Below are 21,454 nucleotides of genomic sequence, written 5' to 3'. Positions count from 1 at the left end.
CCTACCCCTTCTTTCCCAGCGGATGCTTGGTGCGCACCACCTCGGCCAGGTGCTCCCCGGCCACGTGGGTGTAGATCTGGGTGGTGCCGATGTCGGCGTGGCCCAGCAGGGTCTGGATAACCCGAAGGTCGGCCCCGCCCTCCAGCAGGTGGGTGGCGAAGGCGTGGCGCAGCACGTGCGGGCTGACCTTCTCGCGGTCGATGCCGGCGGCGATGGCGGCGTCTTCCAGCAGTTGCGACACCCGCCGCGCGGTGAGCCGCCCGCCCTTGCCGCGCGAGGGGAACAGCCACGGGCTGTCCTTCTGCCCCTTTGGCAGGAATTGCGGCCTCCCCTCCAGATAAGCCTTCACCGCCGCACGCGCCGCGTCGTTCAGCGGGGCCAGCCGTTCCTTGCCGCCCTTGCCCTTGACCATCAGGAAGGCCGGGTCGCGCGCCAGGGCCGACAGCGGCAGGGCCAGCAATTCCGATATCCGCAGGCCGGAGGCGTAGAGCAGTTCGATGATGCACGACAGGCGCAGGCCCTGGGCGCCGTCCTTGGCCGCGGCGGCCGCCAGCAGGGCGTCGATCTCGGCCCTCGACAGCACCCTGGGCAGCGGCCGGCCGGCCTTGGGCGCCACGACCCGGCGCGACGGGTCGTCGGTGCGCCAGCCCTCGCCCAGGGCGAAGCGATAGAACTGCCGCACGGCCGAGCGTCGCCGCGCCGCCGTGGCCGGCGACAGGCCGCGCGCGCCCAGGTCCTGGAAATAGGCCTCTATGGCTTCGGCGTCGGCGGCGTCCAGGTCATTGCTCGCGCGCCCCAAAAAGCCGCGGGCGTCCTCGAGATCCTTCTCGTAGGCGCGCAGGGTGTTGGCGGCCGCCGCGCGCTCGACGGCCATCATCTCCAGGAAGGCCTCGACCCAGCCTTCGGCCTTGCCGCTCATTTCTTCTTCGGGGCCGGCTTGGGCGCGGCCGCCGCGGGCTTGGCCGGAGCCGCCGGCGTGGGCAGCAGGCCCTCGACGGCCAGAGCCCGGGCGTCGGCGGCAAGACCCGCGCGGTTCAGGGCCGCGACGATGCGGGCGCGGTCGGCGGCGGCGGGTCCGGCCGCCCCGGCGTCGGCGGCGACCGACAGGGCCAGCACGGCGGCCTCGCCCTTGCGGCCGGCGGCGGCGGCCGCGTCCAGCAGCGCCAGGCGCGCGGCCGAGGCGGTCGACTTGCCGGCCTCGAAGCCGGCGAAGGTCGCGCGATCCTCGGGGCTCAGCGTTCCGCCCAGGGCCTGCAGCACGACGGCCGCCGGCTGGGCCGGAGACTTGGCCCCGCCATTGGCGCCCAGCTCCACCAGCCGGTCCAGCGCCTGGTCGGTCGAACCGCCCGAGGCCGCCGCCAGGGCCGCATCGAACAGGGCGAGGTCCTGGGCGCTGACGCCCGGGATGGCGTCGCCGGTCATCTTGCCCCGGATGGCCTGGGCGGTCTTGACGTCGCCGGCGGTCAGGGCCGCGCGCAGGAAGAGGCCCGGATCGGCAAGCGGTGCGTCGGCGGCGACCATGGCCGCGATCAGCGGGGCGGCGGCGCGGGCGGCGGCGGCGAAGTCCGCCCCCGGCTTGGCCGACTTCAGGAACGCCCAGTCGGAGCCTTGCGCGGCCGCCAGGTCCGCCGCCGGCGGGGCCAGCAGCGAGCGGGTGGCCGGAGTGGCGGTCGCCGAAGCGGCCTGGATGTCCAGCCCCAGCTTCCTGGACAGGGCATAGTTGATCCCGGTGCGCAGGCTGGCGCCGCCGGTCGGCGCGCTACCCGACAGCAGGGCCGGCATCAGCCGGGCGTAGTCGGCGTCCTTGCCCTGCTGCTGGGCGAGGTTGAAGGTCAACTGGGCCTCGGCGGTCTGACCGGCCCGCGCCTGGCAGAAGGCCCGCAGACGCAGCCAGTAGCCGGTCCCGCGATCGGCGCTCAACGCATCGGCGACGGCGCAGGCGCGATCGTCGTCGCCGGCGATCAGGTTGGCTTCGGCGGCGGCCATGGCCAGGGCGGCGTTCTGGTCCAGGCCTGGCGTGCGGTCCATCACCCGCTTGGCGCCGGCCGCCTCGCCCAGGGCGATCAGGGCCAGGGCCCGCGTCCCGCCCATCTCGGGATCGTCGCCGACGCCCGCCGGAGCCCGCGCCCCGGTGGCCAGCACCCGCCGCGCGAACTCGGCGAAGGCCGGCGACAGCGGCTTGGCCGCCAGCTTTGGCAGGGTCTCGCGCATAAGGCCGGGAGAGGCGTCCTTCCACAGGTCGCCCGGCAAGCCGGTGTCGGCGGCGGGGTTCGAGAACAGGTCGGGCGGCGCCAGCGTGCTGACCGCCACCTCCTGGGCCTGCGCGGCTGCGGCGGCGAGAACGGAGACGGCGGCGGCGAGCGCCAGCGGGGAACGCGGGGAGAAAGCCATGGTCCCTACTATGGCAAGGAAGCGCGGCAGGCAGAAGACGGTCGGACGGCGATAACGCGGCGAAAGGGCGTAACCGTGATCGGCCATAAATGCTTGCGAGCGAACAAGTTTGGGTTCAAAGCGCGAACCTGTTGCTTACCTAGCGTGAGCTTGAGCCCGTGGGGGGCTCCATACGTCCATCAGTTCGGACGGGAGTGGTCGAGCCGCGTCGATCATCCACGGGAGACCCCATGCCCTCCACCCTGTCCGACACCCGTAAAGCCGTCAGTCCGCTGGCGCGGCTATGGCTGCTGCTGCTCGGCGCGGTCATCCTGGCCGCGGGCCTGTTCTTCCTGATCGGCGGCGGCAAGCTGCTGGTTCTGGGCGGCAGCCCCTACTTCGTGCTGGCCGGCGTGGCGCTGGTCGCGGCCGGCGTGCAGATCGCCCGGGCCAAGGCGAGCGGCGCCCTGCTGTTCGGCGCGGTGTTCGCCGGCACGGTGGTCTGGGCGCTGGCGGAATCGGGCCTTGCGTTCTGGCCGCTGATCTCGCGCCTCTTGGCGCTCAGCGTCGGCGCGGCCGTGGTGGCCTTCTCCTATCCGCTGATGGCGCGAGCCAGCGGCAAGCCCTCGGCCCTGGTCCCCGCCCTGGCGACCGGCGCGGTGCTGGCCCTGGGCGCGGCCGCCGGCTTCACCGCCATGTTCTTCCCCCATCCCACCGTGGCCTTCGCCGGCGCGGCGGCGGGCCTGGTTCCGGTCGATCCGGCCAAGGCCCAGAAGAACTGGGAGGCCTACGGCAACACCCCCGGCGCCAGCCGCTTCGTGGCGCTGAACGAGATCACCCGCGACAATGTGAAGGGCCTGAAGGTCGCCTGGACCTACCGCACGGGCGACGTGGCGGTCAGCGACGGCAACGGCGCCGAGGACCAGGACACCCCGCTGCAGGTCGGCGACACCGTCTACATCTGCACCCCGCACAACAACGTCATCGCGCTGGACGCCGACACCGGCCGCGAAAAGTGGAAGGCCGTGGTCGACGCCAAGGCCTCGGTCTGGATGCGCTGCCGTGGGCTGGCCTATTTCGACGCCGGCGCGCCGCTGCTGCAACCGACCGCCGCCGGCTCGACGCCCGTTCTGACGGCCTCCGTGCCTGAAGGCGCGCCCTGCCGTCGCCGCATCCTGATGAACACCATCAACGCGGTGCTGATGGCCTTCGACGCCGACACCGGCAAGGCCTGCCAGGACTTCGGGACCGCCGGCCGGGTCGACCTCAAGGCCGGCCTGGGCGACGCGCCCGACCCGCAGTACCAGCTGACCGCCGCCCCGACCCTGGCCGGCACGACGATCGTGGTCGGCGGCCGCATCGCCGATAACGTCCAGGTCGACATGCCCGGCGGCGTGGTGCGCGGCTTCGACGTGATCACCGGCGCCCTGCGCTGGGCCTTCGACCCGGGCGATCCGTCGATCACCAAGGCCCCGCCGGCCGGCAAGACCTACGCCCGCTCGACGCCGAACGTCTGGTCGTCGATGTCCTACGATCCGGCTTCCAACACCGTGTTCATGCCGGTGGGCAGCGCCTCGGTCGACCTCTACGGCAAGACCCGCAGCGCGCTCGACCATCGCTACGGCGCCTCGATGCTGGCGCTGGACGCCACGACGGGTCGCGAGAAGTGGGTGTTCCAGACCGTCCGCAACGACCTGTGGGACTTCGACGTGCCGATGCAGCCCAGCTTCGTCGACTTCCCCAAGGCCGGCGGCGGCACGGTTGCGGCGCTGGTGTTCGGCACCAAGGCCGGCCAGCTCTACGTGCTCGACCGCGCCACGGGCCAGCCCCTGACCAAGGTCGAGAACGTGCCGGTCAAGGCCGCCGACATCCCCGGCGAGCCCTACGCCCTGAGCCAGCCGCGCTCGACGGGCATGCCGCAGATCGGCGCCCAGACCCTGAAGGAAGCCGACATGTGGGGCGCCACGCCCTTCGACCAGCTTCTGTGCCGCATCGCCTTCAAGGGCATGCGCTACGAGGGCCTCTACACCGCGCCGGGCACGGACAAGTCGCTGAGCTTCCCCGGCTCGCTGGGCGGCATGAACTGGGGCGGCCTGTCGACCGACCCGACCACCAACACCATCTTCGTCAACGACATGCGCCTTGGCCTGTGGGTGCGGATGATCCCGCAGGACACCAGCAAGGCGGCCGTCGCCGGCGGCGGCGAGGCGGTCAACACCGGCATGGGCGCCGTGCCGCTGAAGGGCACGCCCTATTCGGTCGACAAGAACCGCTTCCTGTCGGTGCTGGGCATTCCCTGCCAGGCCCCGCCCTACGGCACGATGACCGCCGTCGACATGACGACGCAGAAGATCAAGTGGCAGGTCCCGGTCGGCACGGTGCGCGACACCGGACCGCTGGGGATCAAGATGGGCCTGCCCATGCCGATCGGCCTGCCCACGCTGGGCGGCAGCCTGGCCACGCAAGGCGGCCTCGTCTTCTTCGCCGGCACGCAGGACTACTATCTGCGCGCCTTCGACTCCGCGACGGGCAAGGAAGTGTGGAAGGCCCGCCTGCCGGTCGGCAGCCAGGGCGGCCCGATGAGCTACCGCTCGCCCAAGACCGGCAAGCAGTACGTGGTCATCACCGCCGGCGGCGCGCGCCAGTCGCCCGATCGCGGCGACTACGTCATCGCCTACGCCCTGAAATGAGCGGACCGATCGAACGGCTGGGGGTCGTCGCCGGACTGGCGGCGGCCCTGGCCTGCGCCTCGCCGGTCCAGGCCCAGACGACCGGGCGCGCGACCATGACAGGTGATTGGGGCGGCGCGCGCACCCACGCCGCCGAGGCGGGCGTGACCTTCCGCGGCGACTACGTGTCGGAGACCTTCAGCGTGCTGGACGGCGGCCTGCGGCGGAGCGGCGGCTACACCCAGCAGATCCGGGTGGGCGCCGACTTCGACCTCGACAAGCTGGCCGGCTGGTCGGGCGGGATCCTGCACCTGACCTTCAACGACCGGCGCGGCAAGGGCGTGTCGTCCGACGTGGTCGGCAACCGGCTGCCGATCCAGGAGGCCTATGGCGGCCAGTACACGCGGCTGACCGAGCTCTCCGTCGAGCAGCAGCTGGACGGCGGACGGCTGGACCTGCGGGCCGGCTTCTTCGCCATGGGCAACGACCTGGGCGGCATGGCGATCGGCTGCAACCTGGTCAACGCCGCCTTCTGCGCCCACCCGCTGTCGATGTCGGGCGACAGCGGCTGGTACAACTATCCCAACGCCCGCTGGGGCGTGGCGGCGCGCTACGCGGTGCGCCCAGAGCTGCTGGTCCGCACCGGCGTCTACCAGGTGAACCCGTCCCTCAACAACAAGGCAAACGCCTGGCGCCCCTTCGCCTCGGGCTCGACAGGGGTGATGCTGCCGTTGGAGGTGGAATACGATCGCGGGGCCAACGGCGGACTGCCCGGCCACTACAAGCTCGGGGCCTACTACGACAGCTCGCGCGTGACCCGGCAGGGCGAGACCGGCAGCGTGAAGGGCCGCTACGGGGTCTACCTGCTGGCTGACCAGATGATCTGGCGCGAAGGAAGCGGTGGGCGAGGCCTGTCGCTGTTCGGCCAGTTCACCAGCAATCCCAAGGCCTCGGCGCCGATCACCCGCTGGTACGAGGCAGGCCTGGTGAAGACCGGAACCTTCAGGGGCCGCGACGCCGACACCATCGCGCTGGGCCTCGTCCACGCCCGGCTCAATCCGCGCCTGCGACAGGCCTATGCCGACACCTCGGCCACGCCGGTCGACTACGGCGCCCTGCCCGCCGGCGAGACCGCGATCGAGCTGAGCTACGGCTGGCAGGCCAACCGCTGGCTGACCGTGCGGCCCGACGTCCAATACATCATCGAACCCGGCGCCTTCGGCTATCGCGACACCCCCAACGCCCTGGCCGTGGGGGCGCAGGTGAAGGCGCAGTTCTGAGGGGCGGAGCGGCAGCCGAGCTCCCCCAACCTCCCGTCATTCCCGCCCTTGTGGCGGGAAACCCTGTTTCCGCTCGCAGGCGCGGCGCAAGCGGACTGCCTGGCAGTCCGCCCCTCACTTCCCTGCGGCTGACAGAGGGGTTCCCGCCACAAGGGCGGGAATGACAGGATTGAAGTAGAGGCCGTGGATGACTTCCGTGTCGGATGAGGCCACGACCCCGCCTCCCTCCCCCAAAACTAACGCCCGCCCCAGGAATAACCGCAGTCCCAAGCGTGGCGGCGGGGACGCGGGTCGTGTATCGGGGGAGCCGACCATGACCGCCGATCTCGCTCCGCCCCGCTATCCAGATCTCCGTGACCGGACCATCGTGCTGGTCGGGCTGATGGGCGTGGGCAAGTCCAGCGTCGGCCGGCGCCTGGCCAACACCCTCGACCTGCCGTTCCGCGACGCCGACAACGAGGTCGAGCGCGCCGCCGGCCGCTCGATTCCCGAGATCTTCGCCGAGATGGGCGAGGACGCTTTCCGCGACGGCGAGCGGCGGGTCATCGCCCGCCTGCTGGACGAGCCGCCGCACGTGCTGGCCACCGGCGGCGGGGCCTTCGTCAACGCCGAGACCCGCGCCCTCATCAAGGACAAGGCCATCGCCGTCTGGCTGAAGGCCGACCTGGAACTTCTGGCCCGCCGCGTCGGCCGCAAGGACGGCCGTCCGCTGCTGAAGAACCGCGACCCGATGGACGTCCTGCGTGAGCAGGCGATCACGCGCTACCCCGCCTATGGCGAGGCCCACCTGACCGTCGAGACCGGCGACACGCCCCACATGGTGGCCGTCGAGGCCGTCATCGCCGCCCTGCGGGGCCGCCTCGCCGCCGCGCCCTCTACCGGAGAATAAGACCGTGATCCGCACCGTTCCCGTGGGCCTGGGCGATCGCGCCTACGACGTCGTCATCGGCACGGGCCTGATCGACAAGGCCGGCGAGCACGTACTGCCGTTCCTGTCCAAGCGCAGGCGCTGCGCCGTGGTCACTGACGCCAATGTCGGCGAGCACCACGTTGAACGCCTGTCGGTGTCGCTGGAAAAGGCCGGCGCCGCGGTCGACGTCATCGTGCTGCCGCCGGGCGAGGAGACCAAGAGCTTCGAGGGCCTGGCCCACCTGTCGGACCAGCTGCTGGCGCTGAACCTGGAGCGCGGCGACATGATCGTGGCCTTCGGCGGCGGCGTGATCGGCGACCTCGCCGGCTTCGCCGCGGCGATCTACAAGCGCGGCGTCGACTTCATCCAGATCCCGACCTCCCTGCTGGCCCAGGTCGACAGCTCGGTCGGCGGCAAGACCGCCATCGACACCCCGCGCGGCAAGAACCTGATCGGCGCCTTCCACCAGCCGCGCCTGGTGCTGGCCGACCTCGACGTCCTGGCCACCCTGCCCGCCCGCGAACTGGCCTGCGGCTATGCCGAGGTCATCAAGTACGGCCTGCTGGGCGACTTCGAGTTCTTCGAGTGGCTGGAAAAGAACGTCCACGCCGTGCTCGAACGGGACACCCAGGCGCTCGTCCGCGCCGTCGGCCGCAGCGTCGAGATGAAGGCCGAGATCGTCGCCGAGGACGAGAAGGAGGCCGGCCGCCGCGCGCTCCTCAACCTCGGCCACACCTTCGGCCATGCCATCGAGGCCGAGATGGGCTTCGGCGACGCCCTCAAGCACGGCGAGGCCGTCGGCGTGGGCATGGCCCAGGCCTTCCGCTTTTCGGCCTCGCAAGGCCTGTGCTCGGCCCAGGACGCCGTCCGCGCCGTGGCCGCGATCAAGGCCGCCGGCCTGCCGACCACCCTGGCCGAGGTGCGCAGCCAGCCCTTCGGCGCCGACGCCCTGATCGCTCACATGGGCCAGGACAAGAAGGCCGAGGGCGGCGCCCTGACCTTCGTGCTGGTGCGCCGGATCGGCGAGGCCTTCGTCGCCAAGGGCGTCGATCCGGCCCCGCTGCGCGCCTTCCTGCTGACCGAGGGCGCGACCGGCTGAAGCCGCCGCCTCCTTGTCGCACCGGGGCGAGACAAGCGTTTCACGTCAAAGCTTCCCTAAAAGCCAAGCTTGTTTACGATCGGCGGAACCGCTCCGTTTCCGGCGCGTTCAGGTCGACGCGCCGGAGTGTCGGCGATGGGGTCTAGGGGGAGCCTAGGTGACCGTTTTGGAGGCCGACGCGGTGTCAGCGACGGAGGAGATAGTCGATCTCCGCCGGCGGCTGGCCGAAGCGCAGGCCGCTCACGCCGACGAGGTCCGTCGCAACGAGGTGTTCAGCCGCATCGCCGCGGCCATCGGCGCGCACCAGAGCCTGGGCGAGACCGTCCAGGCGGTGATCGACGGCGGCGTCGAGCTGATCGGCGCCCAGTTCGGGGCCTTCTTCTACAATGTCATCGACGACGCCGGTGAGAGCTACATGCTCTACGGTCTGGCCGGCGCGCCGCCCGAGGCGTTCGCCGACTTTCCCATGCCGCGCAAGACGGCGATCTTCGCCCCCACCTTCGACGGCGTCGGCGTGGTCCGCTCGGACGACATCCTGGCCGATCCGCGCTATGGCCAGAACGCGCCACGCCGGGGCATGCCCGATGGGCACCTTCCCGTGCGCAGCTACCTGGCCGCTCCGGTGACCACCGTCGACGACGTGGTGCTGGGCGGCCTGTTCTTCGGCCATCGCGAGACCGGCAAGTTCGACGCCCGCGCCGAGACCCTGATCATCGGCCTGGCCGCCCAGGCCGCCGTCGCCATCGAGCGCAGCCGCGCTGGCGAAGCCGGGCACCGGGAGCTGACGGAGCGCCGCCGCACCGAGGAGCGCCTGAAGTTCGCCCTCGATTCCGGCCGCCTGGGCTCCTGGGAGCTCGACGTCGGGACCCGCGCCTACGACGCTTCGGACATCTGCAAGTCGAACTACGGCCGCACGGCCGACCAGGACTTCGGCTTCGACGACCTGGTGGCCACCATCCACACCAGCGACCGCGAGCGGATGCTGGCGGCCATGGACGAGGCCATCCGCACCGGCGGCGACTACGACATCGAGTACCGCGTGGTCATTCCCAGCGGCGAGACGCGCTGGGTGCACGCCCGCGGCCGCGCGGCCGTCCGCGACGAGACCCCGGTGATCGGCGGCGGCGTGCGGCGCATGGCCGGCGTGTCGCTGGACGTGACCGAGCGCAAGCGGGCCGAGGAGCGCCAGCGCCTGCTGCTCAACGAGCTCAATCACAGGGTCAAGAACACCCTGGTCACCGTCCAGTCTATGGCCGCCCAGACCCTGCGCGCCGCCGAAAACCTGGACGCTTTCCGCGAGGCCTTCGAGGCCCGGCTGATCGCCCTGTCGCAGACCCACAACCTGCTGACCGAGCAGAACTGGGAAAGCGCCAGCCTGCGCGAGATCGTCGACGCCGAGCTGGAGGCCTTCGCCGGCCGCGAGCGGCTGGACTTCGACTATGTCCGCGACCTGCGCCTCAACCCCAAGGCCACCGTCGCCATCGGCATGGCCGTGCACGAACTGGCCACCAACGCCGCCAAGTACGGCGCCCTGTCGACGCCCGAGGGGCGGGTGACCGTGGCCTGGTCCATCGAACCGCTCGAGGCCCCCGCCCGCCTGGTCCTGACCTGGACCGAGCGCGACGGCCCGCGCGTCACCCCGCCGGGCCGTCGCGGCTTCGGCGCTCGCCTTCTGGAGAAGGGTCTCGCCGGAGAGTTGTCCGGCGTGGTCCGTCTCGCCTATGATCAATCCGGCTTGGTCTGCGCCATGACGCTGCCCCTCGCCGCCCTGGAGCCGTGAAACAGATGAAGACCCTCGCCGCCCTGAAGGTATTGGTGGTCGAAGACGAAGCCCTCGTCTCGATGCTGGTCGAGGACATGCTCGGCGATCTCGGCTGCGAGGTCGTGGGCCCGGCCGCCGAGATCGAGGAGGCCCTGCGCCTGGCCGGATCGGCCGAGATCGACGCGGCCCTGCTCGACGTCAACCTCGGCGGACGCCCGATCTTCCCGGTCGCCGACGCCCTGAAGGCGCGCGGCGTGCCCTTCGCCTTCGCCAGCGGCTACGGCGAGGCGGGCCTGACCGAGCCGCACAAGGGCTCGGCGGTTCTGCAGAAGCCGTTCCGCGAGGCCGACCTGCGCCGGGTGCTCGAAGGCCTGGCCGCCCAGGTCGTCTGAGGCCGCGGGCCTTCGCGCCCGCTACATCTCCGGATCTTCGACAGCCGTCCCGGTCGCCCGGGGCGGCTGTTTTCGTCTGGCCGCGCGCGCCGCGGGCCAGGCAAAGAACCAGGGCAAAGAAAAAGGGCGGCGAGGTTGCCCTCGCCGCCCTTCCCAGCCCCCTAGAGGGTTGGTTTTCCTACCACTTCTTGCTGACGTTCACGAACATACGACGGCCGAGGATGTCGTAGGACGAGGCCAGACGCATGTTCGAGAAGCGGCTCGCCGACGACGTCGAGTAGAACGGCGGTTGCTCGTCGAACACGTTGTTGATGCCGGCGATCACGGTGATGTCGTCGAACTTGCGACGCACCGAGATGTCGTGCGTGGCGTTGAATTCGATGTGACGCTTCACGTACGTGCCTTGCTGGTCACGGTACAGGATACGGTCCGTGCCGTAGCCGCTGATGGCGTCGTCGACGTCCGAGGTCTTGCCGATCATCTGGGTGGCCCAGGTCACGGTCCAGTCACCCTGATTGTACGAGACGCCGGTGCGGCCCGCGAAGTCGGGGTAAGCGGTGAAGCCCTGGTTCTTGAACGCCGGAGCGCCGCCCGTCAGCTGGGTGTACCAGTCGAGGGTCCAGGTGAACTGACCCGACACGGTCAGGGTGCCGTGCGGCAGCTCGTGACGGTACGTCGCGCTCAGGTCGAGGGCGTTGTTCCACTGCTTGGCCACGTTCAGGTAGGCATCCGTCACGGTCAGAACGGCGCCGAAGGTCGGCGACGAGGTGTCCGTGTTGCGGGTGATCAGGCTGCAGTACGAGCTGGTCGGGAAGTCAGAGGCATCCAGGCACGAGTCCAGGATGTTGGCGGCGCCGTAGCGCTGCACCTGGTTGTTGACCGTCAGTTCCGAGTAGTCGAGCGAGACGTTCAGGTCGATGAAGCTCGGCGTGAAGACGATGCCGATCGACTTGTTATCCGACTCTTCGGCTTCCAGGTAGCCAGCGCCCCCCTTGGCGAAGATCGTGAACGAGCCGGCCGCGCCGTGCGTCGACGTCGGGGTGATGCCCAGGGCCGCGCAGTTGGCCTTTTGGCGGTCGGTGACGCCCGCCGTCGAGCCGTACTGGTAGCAGGGGTCGTTGGTCTGGGCCAGGAAGCTGGTCGACGAGCCGAGGTACAGTTCGTACAGCGCCGGAGCGCGGAACGAGGTGCCCTTGTTGGCGCGCAGGGCCCAGGTGGAGTTGATGTTCCACTTCAGGCCGGCCTTGTAGGTGCTGCTCGAGCCGTACGACTTGTAGTCCGAGTAGCGGGCCGAGTAGTTCAGCGTCAGGTTTTCGACGAACGGCAGGTTCTTCAGCAGCGGGACTTCCAGTTCGCCGAAGAGTTCCTTCACTTCGTCCGAGCCGTGGGTCTCGGCCGAGGCGGCCGCGCCGTTATAGTTGCTGTTGCGGCTGTTGAAGCCCGGGACGTCGTCCAGGCTTTCCTTGCGCAGCTGGAAGCCGACGGCAGCGCCGACCATGCCGGCGGGCAGCTTGAACAGGTCGCCGCTGATCGAGCCTTCCACGTACTGGTAGACGTACTCGGTGTGGCCTTGCTCGTAGCCGTTCAGGAAGGCGTACTCTTCCGGCGTCAGGTAGCTGCTGCCGACGGTCGAGACCTTGCCCAGGTTGATGTTGGTCGGGCAGGTCGCGTTCGGCATGTTGGCCGAGATCGTGACCAGGGCCTGGTTGCATCGGGCGGCGCCCGAAACGGCCAGGAGGCGGTCGTTGTAGATGAAGTCCTGGCCGTAGTCGCCCGACGACTTCGAGTACTGGCCGTAGATGTCCCAGTCCCAGTTGCCGAGCACCGGCAGCGATTCCGGCAGCACGCCGCGCACGCCGAGGACGACGCGGGCGTAGTCGACGCTCTGGTCGCGGGTGACCGGCAGCACGAAGATCGGCGAGAACGACGAGGCGGCCAGCGGTGCGCCGGTCGGACCGACGTAGCTCGGGTTGTTGGCGAAGTTGAAGGGGTTGGTCGGGTTGTTCGCGTTGATCGTCGGACCGATCTGGCGAATGCTGCGCTGCTCGGATTCACGACGGTTCAGCAGCAGTTCGCCGTAGAGTTCCGTCTTTTCGGTCAGGTCGAAGCCGCCCGTGACGAATACCGACTTGCGGGTCACCGGCGACACGGCGTGGCGGTAGCCTTGCAGCGGCGAGTCGGTGGTTTGCAGCGCCTGCGTGGAGCGGGCGAAGGCCAGCGGGCTGGCGCAGTTGCCGGTCCGGTTGGCGCCGCAGACGATGTCATAACCCAGGCCAGCGCCGGCGTTGCCGACCGCGGCCAGGCTGGCATTGACGCGGCGGAAGCCGTTCAGGTCCCAGCCGTTCGAAGTGGCGGTGGCGTCCGGAATGTAGCGGTTCGAGCCGCGGATGTAGATGCCGGTCAGGGTGTTCAGGCACTTGTACGAACCGTCGGGCATGACGAGGTCGCGACGGGCGCCGGTCACCGGATCGAAGGTGTAGTCCTGCGGGCAGTTCAGGTAGTCGCGGTCTTTGAAGCGCAGGCCGTTCGACTGGTAGTAGTCGGCGGCGACGTTCACGTAGCCGCGGCTGAAGGTCCAGCCCTTCGACAGGTTGGCGCGGTAGACTTCACCGCCCTTGCTGAACGGCACGTTGGCGTAGACGGCCATTTCGCCGTCGTCGCTGTTGCGCTTCGTCATGATGTTCACGACGCCGGCGATGGCGTCCGAACCGTAGATCGACGAGGCGCCGCCGGTCAGGATTTCGGTGCGGTCGACGACCGAGCTCGGAATGACGTTCAGGTCGAACGGGCCGACGGTGCCGCCGATGCCGGCGGGACCGGCGCGACGGCCGTTGATCAGGGTCAGGCTGCGCTGGGCGCCCAGGCCGCGGAGCGACAGGGTGTTGGCGCCGTTGCCGCCGGTGGTGACGAAGCCGGTGAAGTTGTTGTTGATCTGCTGGCTGGTGGCGCCGAGGATCGAGCTCTGCAGGATCGAGGCGGTGTCGACCTGGCCTTGCAGTTCGGCGCTTTCGCTGGTGATCACGGTCACCGGCGAGGCGCTGTTGAATTCCGAGCGCTTGATGCGCGAACCGGTGACGACCAGTTCTTCAACTTCGTTGGCGGCGGCTTCTTCCTTCGGCGCCGGCTTGGCCGTCTGGGCCGAAGCGGTCGACACGACGCCAAGCATCGCGATACCCGCGATAACCGTCGTCGCGAGCAGATTTCTCTTATCAAACGTCATCAATGAAATTCCCCCGCGGGCTGCCCCGCACTGCATTTCGCCAGCGGCACATCCCATACCGTCGGCGCGGCGAAACGTAACAGGTTTGCGACCCACCTCAACGCACTTGGCCAAATTGTGACGCGGATGTCCGAGATCGTAGCAAATACGACACAGTTTTGCCCACAGGGCCGGCGGAAGCGACCTCCAAGAACGATGATCCTTGGATGAAACTGCTGGTCGCCCTAATCAAGGGCGGGGGTTGAGGCGAAGGCGGGGACGCTGCAATCATCAACCCCACGCTACGCGCACGCCTTGTGCGCGCTCACGTAGATTCGGGGGAATCCTGTTGCTTTCCAAGCGTTTGATAAGCTCCACCATGGCCGCCCTGCTGGCGGCTTCCGCTTTGTCCGCCGCACCGATCGCGGCGCTCGCCGCGCCCGCGCCGGTTCCCGCCGACGCTCCCAGCGCGAAAGATCTTACCCGTTTCGCGCTGATATCGAATGTCGTCGTCTCGCCCGACGGCAAGCATATCGCGGCGCTCACGTCGGGCGACGGCGCCAAGGTCAACATCAGCGTCTGGCGCACCGACGCCATGGACAAGCCGCCGACGATCCTCGGCTCGACCAGCATGGTCTTCAAGAGCGTGAGCTTCGTGAAGAACGACCGCCTGCGCGTCGCGGTGATGCAGCCGCTGACCGTCCGCAGCTGGAAGGGCCACGTCCGGAGAACCTACATCACCGACCTGGAAGGCAAGTCCTGGACGGCCCCGCTGACCGACACCGATGAACCCAAGACCGACGAAGAGGCCATCAAGCGCGCCCGCGCCGGAGGTCCCGTGCTCGTCAGCGCCCTGCCGCGCGATCCGAAGAATGTCCTGATGATCGACAGACGCTCCGGCAGCGAGGGCGACGTCTACAAGGTCAATGTCTACACCAACTCGGCCGAGCGGATCGACCGCATGGCGGGCCGATACGAGGGCTTCCTGACCGACGGCAAAGGCGACATCCGCGGCCGGATCGACACCGGCTTCGAGGACGGCAAGGCCTATGCCGTCCAGCAGATCAAGAACCCGACCACCGGAGCCTGGGAGGAGCACTTCCGTTCGTACGCCCGCGACCGGAACTTCACGACACTGGAAGGCTTCAGCAGCGATCCGAACATCGCCTACGTGTCGATGGTCAAGACCAACGGCAAGCGCGGCGTCTATGTCTACGACATCACCGCCAAGCAGGTCCTCGAACCGCTGTTCGAGCACAAGCTGTTCGATGCCAACGGTGTGATCCTCGATGAGAAGGGTGAACTGCTGGGCGTGACCTACGACGACGCGCGCGGCAGCATCTACTGGGTGGACGAAGGCGTCGGCGCGCGCTTCAAGGCCGCCCGCACGGCCTTGGGCGTCAAGATGGAGCCGCTGGCCTGGACCGACCCCGACACCGAGGCGAAGACCCGGTTCAACGTCTCCACCGACTTCGACATCTCGGTCGTGGACACGTCCGAGGACCGCAGCGTCCTAATTATCGAGAAGTCGGGGCCCAAGCTGCCCCCCGAGTACTACCTGCTCGACAAGACCGGCAAGCTGACCCTGCTGGGCGGTTCACGCCCGTGGGTCAAGACCGCCGGCCTGGGCCAGACCAGGCTGGTGCAGTACACGGCCCGCGACGGCCTGCCGATTCCCGGCCTGCTGACCACGCCGCCGGCCAGCTTCGGCGCCGGCCCGCATCCCACCATCATCCTCCCCCACGGCGGCCCCTGGGCCCGCGACCATCTCGGCTGGGACGTTTCCGGCTGGGTGCAGTACTTCGCCTCCCGCGGCTATGTCGTGCTGCAACCCCAGTTCCGCGGCTCGCAAGGCTGGGGTGAAAAGCTCTGGCGCGCCGGCGACAAGGAGTGGGGCGGCAAGATGCAGGACGACAAGGACGACGGCGCCAAGTGGCTGATCGACCAGAAGCTGGCCGATCCCAGCCGCATCGCCATGTTCGGTTATTCCTACGGCGGCTACGCGGCCCTGGCCGCGGCGATCCGGCCCAACGGCCTGTACCAGTGCTCGGTCTCGGGCGCCGGCGGCAGCCTGGCGGAGATGAAGAAGGCGACGAGCAACAGCCGGTTCCTCCGTGAGCGCCAGGCGCCGTCGGTGGACGGCCTCGACGCGATCCAGAACGCCGGCGACGCCAAGATCCCGGTCTTCCTCTACCACGGCGATCGAGACGACAACGTCGACATCAAGGACTCGCTGCGCTTCATCAACGGCCTGAAGAACGCCGGCAAGCCCTACAAGTGGCTCGAGATCAAGGACATGGGCCATGGCTACGCGACCATGACCCCCGAGATGATGGAGACCCAGCTGGTCGAGATCGACAAGTTCTTCCAGAACGAGTGCAAGCCCGGCGGCCTCTGAGGCGCGAAGGCGAAAACAGAAAGGGCGGCTCGAAGGAGCCGCCCTTTTTCGTCGTCCTCAGCGCCCCTTGGGCGGGGCGACCGAGAAGTCCATGTCGAACAGGGTCGGCACGTCGGTGACCCTGGCCCGCTCGATGGTCAGCAGCCGGGCCTTGGTGGCCGCGCCGCCGTCGGCGCTGAAGCCGCCCATCCTGCCGTCGGCGCCCAGCACCCGGTGGCAGGGCACGACGATCGGCCAGGGGTTCTCGCCCAGAGCCTTGCCCACCGCCCGCATGGCCCCCGGCTCGCCCATGGCTTTCGCCAGCTGGCCGTAGGTCGAGGTCTCGCCGGGGCGGATGGCGCGGGCGATCTCGTAGACCCGGCGGTTGAACGGCTGCACGACGGTGAGGTCCAGCGCCAAGTCGGAAAGGTCGTCGCGCCCTCCGGCCAGCAGGTCGATGATCCGGTCGGCCGCCTCGTCCACCTCGGGCGGCGGCGCGGTCTCGACGGCGTCGGGATAGCGCTTGCGCAGCCGCGCCCAGGCCGCGCCCGGCGCGGTCTCGGGCAGTTGCACGCCGAGCAGTCCGCCGGCGCCCCACGCCAGGCCGCAGCGACCGATCGCCGTCTCGAAAAGCATGAAGCCCTGTCCCATCGCCCCATAGATTAACACCGCTGTTGCCGGACGCGAGGGCCGCCCTCTACCTTTCCACGACCTTGCTTCGGAGACCGCCCCTTGCGTCGCCTCTTTCCGCTCGCCGCCGCCCCCGTCCTCGCAATGGCTCTCGCCGCCGGTCCGGCCCTGGCCGGCGACATCCTGGTCCACGGCGGGCCAATCCATACCGGCGTGACCGGAGCGCCCGCCGCCGAGGCGGTGCTGATCCGCGACAGGACCATCGCCTTCGTCGGCCCGCTGGCGGCCGCCCGGGCCACGGCCGCCAAGGACGTCCGCGACATCGACCTGAAGGGCGGCGCAGCCTATCCCGGCTTCGTCGACGCCCATGCTCACCTGACCGGCATCGGCCTGCGCGAGCTGACCCTCAACCTCGACAAGACCGATTCCGTCGAGGCCCTGGTCGCCGCCGTCCGCGCCTATGCAGAGGCCCATCCGGGCGACGCGCCGATCTACGGACGCGGCTGGATCGAGACCCACTGGCCCGAGAAGCGCTTTCCCACCCGCGCCGATCTCGACCGCGCCGCGCCGGGGCGCATCATTGTGCTGGGCCGGGCCGACGGCCACGCCCTGGTGGCCTCCAGCGCCGCCCTGGCCAAGGCCGGCCTGACCCGCGACACGAAGGCGCCCGACGGCGGCCAGATCCTCAAGGACGAGACGGGCGCGCCCACCGGCATGCTGGTCGACCACGCCCAGGCCCTGGTCGAGGGCGTGATCCCGCCGCCCTCCCCCGCCCTCAAGCGCCAGGCTCTGGAGACGGCCGGCAAGCTCTACGCCGGCCGCGGCTGGACGGGTCTTGGCAACATGAGCGTCGAGGCGGCCGACCTCGATCAGCTGCGCGGCCTCGCCGCCGAGGGCCGCTTCTTGCTGCGCGTCGACAACTACATGGACCCGTCCGGCGCCGACGAAGTGCTGAAGACCGGCCCCAGCGCCGACCCGACCGGCCTGATCCGCCTGCGCGGCGTCAAGCTCTACATGGACGGCGCCCTGGGCTCGCGCGGCGCGGCCCTGCTGTCGCCTTACAGCGACGCCGAGGGCCTGGGCCTGGTGCTGACCGAGCACGACCAGGGCCTGGCGCTGATGAAGAAGGCGCGGGCCGTGAACGCCCAGGTCGCCATGCACGCCATCGGCGATCGCGGCAACCGCATGGTGCTGGACTGGTTCGGCGAAGCGCTCGGAACCGAGACCGGCCGCCGCTGGCGCATCGAGCACGCCCAGGTCGTCGACGCCGCCGACCTGCCGCGCTTTTCAAAGCTCGGCGTCGTGGCTTCGATGCAGCCCAGCCACGCGATCGGCGACCTCTATTTCGCGCCTTCGCGCCTGGGAAAGGATCGCCTGAAAGGCGCCTATGCCTGGGCCGACATGCTGAAGAGCGGCGCGGTCGTGGCGGCCGGCTCCGACGCGCCGGTCGAGGTCGGCGACCCGCGCATCGAGTTCTACGCCGCCGTCGCCCGCAAGAGCCTGACCGGCTTTTCCAACGCCGACTGGCATCCCGAAGAGGCCGTCACCCGCCAGCAGGCCCTGCGCATGCTGACCTGGGGTCCGGCCTACGCCGCCTTCGCCGACCAGCAGCGCGGCACGCTGGAGCCCGGCAAGGCGGCCGACCTCACCGCCTTCGACCGCGACCTGATGACCGTGCCCGAAGCCGAGATCCTGAAGGCCCAGCCGATCCTCACCGTGGTCGACGGCAAGGTTGCCTTCGAGCGGTAGGGGAATGCTACCAGGCCAGCAGCGCCAGACCCGGGACATCCAGGAAGTCGGCCGGGTTACAGGTGACGAGGGTGGCGCGATGGGTCAGCGCCTGGGCCGCGATCATCCGGTCAAGGATCTTGCGACGGGAATGGCCGGTCGCCGGCACGATCGCGCGATAGGCGTCGGCGGCCTCGGCCCCGAAATCCAGTACGGGCAGCACATCGAGCATCGCGTCCAGACGGGCTCGGCGCGCGGCGTCCGCGAGCTCACGATAGACGCCGCCTTCGAGCTCAACGCGCGAGACGATCGACAGGAGCACGGCGCCGTCCAACCCCGCGATCTTTGCTGAAATGACCGGATCCCCATCGCGCAGGTGGATCGCCACGTTGGTGTCGAGGACGAAGGCCGCCACGCTCTAAAGCCCAGGTCGCTCAGGCAGGTCCTCATCGTCGCGGACTTCCACCGCGCCCGGCTTGGGCAGATCGGCCAGCCGCGCGACCAGATCCTGAACGGCGCCCCGCGCCGGATAGATCGTCAGCACGTCGCCCGAGCGAACCAGGGTAAGCTCGGTCTCCTCCGCGAACGCCACCTCCTTGGGCAGGCGCACAGCCTGGCTGTTGCCGCTGCGAAAGGTTCGAGTGCTGGACCGGGTCATCCGCGCCTCCAAGCATGCACCTGTATATACACCCGGAACGGGCTCGTTTCCGGGCCTGCCCCTAAGCCGCGTCCGCCTTGGGGCTCGTCGCCCCTTCGATCGCCGCCAGCAGGTCGGCGAGATTCAGCGGCTTGGCCACGAAACCGTTCATGCCGGCGGCGAAGTAGGTCTCGACCTGATGGGGCATGGCGTTGGCGGTCACCGCGATGATCGGCACGGCCGCCAGGCCTCGCGCGGCCTCGAACGCGCGGATGGCCTCGGCGGCGGCCAGGCCGTTGAGTTCCGGCATCTGGATGTCCATCAGGATGAGGTCGATCGCCGGATCGGCCTCGTAGGCCGTTACCGCCTGGCGGCCGTCGGCGGCGAGGGTCAGCTCGACCTCGAACGGCGCCAGCAGGGCCTGCAGCACGGTCTGGTTCACCAGATTGTCCTCGGCCGCCAGGATGCGCAGCGCGCCCTGCGGGGCCGCCTGGACGACAGGCGAGACGACCGCCGTCGCCGGCTCCTCGACCAACGGGATCAGCGGCAGGTCGACGCCGAACGTCGCCCCCTCGCCGTCGCGGCTCTCCAGCCACAGCCCGCCGCCCATCCGCTCGGCCAGGCTGCGCGAGATGGTCAGGCCAAGACCCGTACCGCCGTGTCGCCGGGTGGCCGAGGCGTCGGCCTGGGTGAAGGCCTTGAAGATCCGCTCGCGGTCGGCCTCCGACACCCCCTCGCCGGTGTCGGCCACCGTGAAGCGCAGACCGGCCTCGCGCCGCTCGACCGACACGGCCACGCCGCCCTGATCGGTGAACTTCACCGCGTTGACCACCAGGTTGCCGAGGATCTGACGGAGACGAGGCGCATCGCCCAGCCACGCGCCCGCCGCCGCCTCATCGACCGTCAGGGTCAGCGACAGGTCCTTTTCGGCGGCCAGCGGCGCATAGGGCGCCAGCGCCAGCCGCACCGTCTCCTCGAGGTCGAAGGCGGCCTCGTTCAGCTCCATGCGGCCCGCCTCGATCTTGGACAGGTCCAGGACGTCGTTGAGGATTTCCAGCAGGGCCGCCCCGGAGGCGCCGATGATCTCCAGCCGCTCGCGCTGATCGTCGTCCAGGGCCTCGCGCGACATGACCTGGGTCATGCCGAGGATGCCGTTCAGCGGCGTGCGGATCTCGTGGCTCATATTGGCCAGGAACTCGCTCTTGGCGCGGCTGGCGCCCTCGGCCAGGCGCCGGGCCTCGATCTCGCGCTCGGTCACCGTCACGTGCTCGGTGATGTCGGTGATGATCAGCAGGAAGCCGCCGTCCTCGGCCGGCGTCAGCTTCAGCGACTGGAAGCGGCCGTCTGGCGAGCTGAAGGTGTCGGGCGACACCCATTCGCCCACCTGGTCGTCGACGGCGTCGAGCACCGCCCTGGCCGCCTGGCGGGCCTTGGCGTCCATCGCCGTGCGCTCGGCGATTTCGGAGAGGCTCATGCCCCGCGCCAGGGTCAGGTCGTAAGGCCGCGCGAAGTCGGCCAGGGTGGCGTTCCACACCTGCAGCAGGTTGTTGCGGTCGAAATAGCCCAGGCCGATCGGCGCCCGGTTCAGGGCCGAACGCAGGGTCGCGAAGGCCGAGCGATGGGCCAGGCGGTGGGTCAGCAACATGCCGCAGCCGGCCAGGACGATCATCGAGACCATGGCGATGACCGACCGCGCCAGCTCGTCGCGCGTGAACCGGCCCGCCGCCTCGAAGTCGGCGATCGGCAGCAGGGTCACCGCGCCCATGCCCAGGAAATGCAGGCCGCAGACGGCGGCCGCCAGCAGCAGGATGGAAGCCGCCCGCCCGCGAAGGCCGCTCTCGCGCCGAAGGTCGGCGAAGGCCAGGGCGGAAAGGCCGGCGGCGACCAGGATCGCGACGACCACCAGGTCCGCCCGCCAGATCATCAGGGCCGGCAGCCGCATGGCCGAGACGCCGACGAAGTGCATGGCGGCGATGCTGACGCCGCAGATCGCCCCGCCGGCCAGCCGTCCCGTCCGCCCGGCCGCGGTCATGGCCACGCCCGCGCCGCCCGCCAGGCCGGCCAGGGCCACCAGGAACGACAGGGCCGTCATCGGCTCGTCGAAGCTGAGCCGCAGTCCGGGCTGGAAGCCCAGCATGGCGATGAAGTGGGTGGCCCAGACGCCGCTGCCCAGCACCAGGCCCGTCAGCAGGATCCACGCGGTGCGGGCCGGTCCCGCAGCCGTCGCACCCCGGTGATAGGCGTGCACGCCCACGGCCATCGACGCCAGGCAGACGAGAAGCGCCCAGATCACCAGCGTCGGGTCGTGCTGATCCAAGCACCGGAGCGTGGCGAACATGGGTCCTGGCCAGGATAAGCGCGAGCGGGAGGAACTCTACCGTCCTCATAGCCGCTCCCTCCG

At 69.8% G+C, this 21,454-nt stretch carries 15 protein-coding genes; 8 read left to right on the top strand and 7 right to left on the bottom strand.

Going from position 1 to position 21,454, the window contains the following annotated elements; genetic code table 11:
* Position 1: 1 nt before the first annotated feature.
* Entirely contained in the window at positions 2–919 is a 918-nt protein-coding gene (locus V6S85_RS13890; RefSeq protein ID WP_334349259.1) for a site-specific tyrosine recombinase XerD, read from the bottom strand.
* Positions 916–2,391 carry a hypothetical protein gene (locus V6S85_RS13885; RefSeq protein ID WP_334349258.1) on the bottom strand — a complete coding sequence of 492 codons (1,476 nt, stop codon included), beginning with the start codon at positions 2,389–2,391 and terminating at the stop codon, positions 916–918. Before V6S85_RS13885 ends, V6S85_RS13890 begins: the two co-directional genes overlap by 4 nt.
* A 230-nt stretch (positions 2,392–2,621) precedes the next feature.
* Between V6S85_RS13885 and V6S85_RS13880 the strand changes: the two genes are divergently transcribed.
* The 6 genes from V6S85_RS13880 to V6S85_RS13855 all read left to right on the top strand — a co-directional run bounded on the left by V6S85_RS13880 (position 2,622) and on the right by V6S85_RS13855 (position 10,482).
* On the top strand, positions 2,622–5,060 hold the full coding sequence (locus V6S85_RS13880) for a membrane-bound PQQ-dependent dehydrogenase, glucose/quinate/shikimate family (RefSeq protein ID WP_334349257.1): 2,439 nt from the start codon (positions 2,622–2,624) through the stop codon (positions 5,058–5,060).
* A complete protein-coding gene (locus V6S85_RS13875; RefSeq protein ID WP_334349256.1) occupies positions 5,057–6,319 on the top strand; it encodes a carbohydrate porin in 1,263 nt (420 codons plus the stop codon). Before V6S85_RS13880 ends, V6S85_RS13875 begins: the two co-directional genes overlap by 4 nt.
* A gap of 313 nt (positions 6,320–6,632) precedes the next feature.
* On the top strand, positions 6,633–7,208 hold the full coding sequence (locus V6S85_RS13870; protein ID WP_334349255.1) for a shikimate kinase: 576 nt from the start codon (positions 6,633–6,635) through the stop codon (positions 7,206–7,208).
* 4 nt (positions 7,209–7,212) lie between these two features.
* Positions 7,213–8,328: a 3-dehydroquinate synthase gene (aroB, locus tag V6S85_RS13865; protein ID WP_334349254.1), complete on the top strand. Its 1,116-nt coding sequence runs from the start codon at positions 7,213–7,215 to the stop codon at positions 8,326–8,328.
* 157 nt (positions 8,329–8,485) lie between these two features.
* Positions 8,486–10,108 carry a sensor histidine kinase gene (locus tag V6S85_RS13860; protein WP_116568605.1) on the top strand — a complete coding sequence of 541 codons (1,623 nt, stop codon included), beginning with the start codon at positions 8,486–8,488 and terminating at the stop codon, positions 10,106–10,108.
* Between the two features lie 5 nt (positions 10,109–10,113).
* Positions 10,114–10,482, top strand: coding sequence for a response regulator (locus V6S85_RS13855; protein WP_101718306.1), 369 nt, complete (start codon positions 10,114–10,116; stop codon positions 10,480–10,482).
* Between the two features lie 178 nt (positions 10,483–10,660).
* On the opposite strand, the gene V6S85_RS13850 is transcribed toward V6S85_RS13855, so the two are convergent.
* Positions 10,661–13,648 carry a TonB-dependent receptor plug domain-containing protein gene (locus V6S85_RS13850; protein ID WP_334349253.1) on the bottom strand — a complete coding sequence of 996 codons (2,988 nt, stop codon included), beginning with the start codon at positions 13,646–13,648 and terminating at the stop codon, positions 10,661–10,663.
* 382 nt (positions 13,649–14,030) lie between these two features.
* On the opposite strand from V6S85_RS13850, the gene V6S85_RS13845 reads away from it, so the two are divergent.
* The gene (locus tag V6S85_RS13845) at positions 14,031–16,079 is read left to right on the top strand and encodes an alpha/beta hydrolase family protein (protein ID WP_334349252.1); all 2,049 of its coding nucleotides are present in this window, start codon (positions 14,031–14,033) and stop codon (positions 16,077–16,079) included.
* A gap of 57 nt (positions 16,080–16,136) precedes the next feature.
* On the opposite strand, the gene V6S85_RS13840 is transcribed toward V6S85_RS13845, so the two are convergent.
* Positions 16,137–16,709 carry a methylated-DNA--[protein]-cysteine S-methyltransferase gene (locus V6S85_RS13840; RefSeq protein ID WP_334349251.1) on the bottom strand — a complete coding sequence of 191 codons (573 nt, stop codon included), beginning with the start codon at positions 16,707–16,709 and terminating at the stop codon, positions 16,137–16,139.
* A gap of 81 nt (positions 16,710–16,790) precedes the next feature.
* On the opposite strand from V6S85_RS13840, the gene V6S85_RS13835 reads away from it, so the two are divergent.
* Positions 16,791–18,437 (top strand): amidohydrolase, encoded by a 1,647-nt coding sequence (locus V6S85_RS13835; RefSeq protein WP_442885667.1) that lies wholly within the window; start codon positions 16,791–16,793, stop codon positions 18,435–18,437.
* Between the two features lie 7 nt (positions 18,438–18,444).
* Here the strand turns inward: V6S85_RS13835 and V6S85_RS13830 are convergent, their stop codons facing one another.
* From V6S85_RS13830 to V6S85_RS13820, 3 genes are all read right to left on the bottom strand, one after another.
* Positions 18,445–18,831: a type II toxin-antitoxin system VapC family toxin gene (locus V6S85_RS13830; RefSeq protein WP_334349250.1), complete on the bottom strand. Its 387-nt coding sequence runs from the start codon at positions 18,829–18,831 to the stop codon at positions 18,445–18,447.
* A gap of 3 nt (positions 18,832–18,834) precedes the next feature.
* Positions 18,835–19,074 (bottom strand): antitoxin, encoded by a 240-nt coding sequence (locus tag V6S85_RS13825; RefSeq protein WP_116568599.1) that lies wholly within the window; start codon positions 19,072–19,074, stop codon positions 18,835–18,837.
* 61 nt (positions 19,075–19,135) lie between these two features.
* Entirely contained in the window at positions 19,136–21,370 is a 2,235-nt protein-coding gene (locus V6S85_RS13820; protein WP_334349249.1) for an ATP-binding protein, read from the bottom strand.
* Between the last annotated feature and the right edge of the window lie 84 nt (positions 21,371–21,454).

Source organism: Caulobacter sp. CCNWLW153 (assembly GCF_036889365.1).
Taxonomy (GTDB): domain Bacteria; phylum Pseudomonadota; class Alphaproteobacteria; order Caulobacterales; family Caulobacteraceae; genus Caulobacter; species Caulobacter radicis.
The sequence above is the reverse complement of the archived record's forward strand: the minus strand, read 5'-3'. Positions and strand labels throughout refer to the sequence as shown.

What these genes read in the sequence shown, in the direction of transcription:
- V6S85_RS13890 (WP_334349259.1), bottom strand. Translation starts at nt 919, where the DNA reads ATGAGCGGCAAGGCCGAAGGCTGGGTCGAGGCCTTCCTGGAGATGATG.
- V6S85_RS13885 (WP_334349258.1), bottom strand. Translation starts at nt 2,391, where the DNA reads ATGGCTTTCTCCCCGCGTTCCCCGCTGGCGCTCGCCGCCGCCGTCTCC.
- V6S85_RS13880 (WP_334349257.1), top strand. Translation starts at nt 2,622, where the DNA reads ATGCCCTCCACCCTGTCCGACACCCGTAAAGCCGTCAGTCCGCTGGCG.
- V6S85_RS13875 (WP_334349256.1), top strand. Translation starts at nt 5,057, where the DNA reads ATGAGCGGACCGATCGAACGGCTGGGGGTCGTCGCCGGACTGGCGGCG.
- V6S85_RS13870 (WP_334349255.1), top strand. Translation starts at nt 6,633, where the DNA reads ATGACCGCCGATCTCGCTCCGCCCCGCTATCCAGATCTCCGTGACCGG.
- V6S85_RS13855 (WP_101718306.1), top strand. Translation starts at nt 10,114, where the DNA reads ATGAAGACCCTCGCCGCCCTGAAGGTATTGGTGGTCGAAGACGAAGCC.
- V6S85_RS13850 (WP_334349253.1), bottom strand. Translation starts at nt 13,648, where the DNA reads ATGCTTGGCGTCGTGTCGACCGCTTCGGCCCAGACGGCCAAGCCGGCG.
- V6S85_RS13840 (WP_334349251.1), bottom strand. Translation starts at nt 16,709, where the DNA reads ATGGGACAGGGCTTCATGCTTTTCGAGACGGCGATCGGTCGCTGCGGC.
- V6S85_RS13825 (WP_116568599.1), bottom strand. Translation starts at nt 19,074, where the DNA reads ATGACCCGGTCCAGCACTCGAACCTTTCGCAGCGGCAACAGCCAGGCT.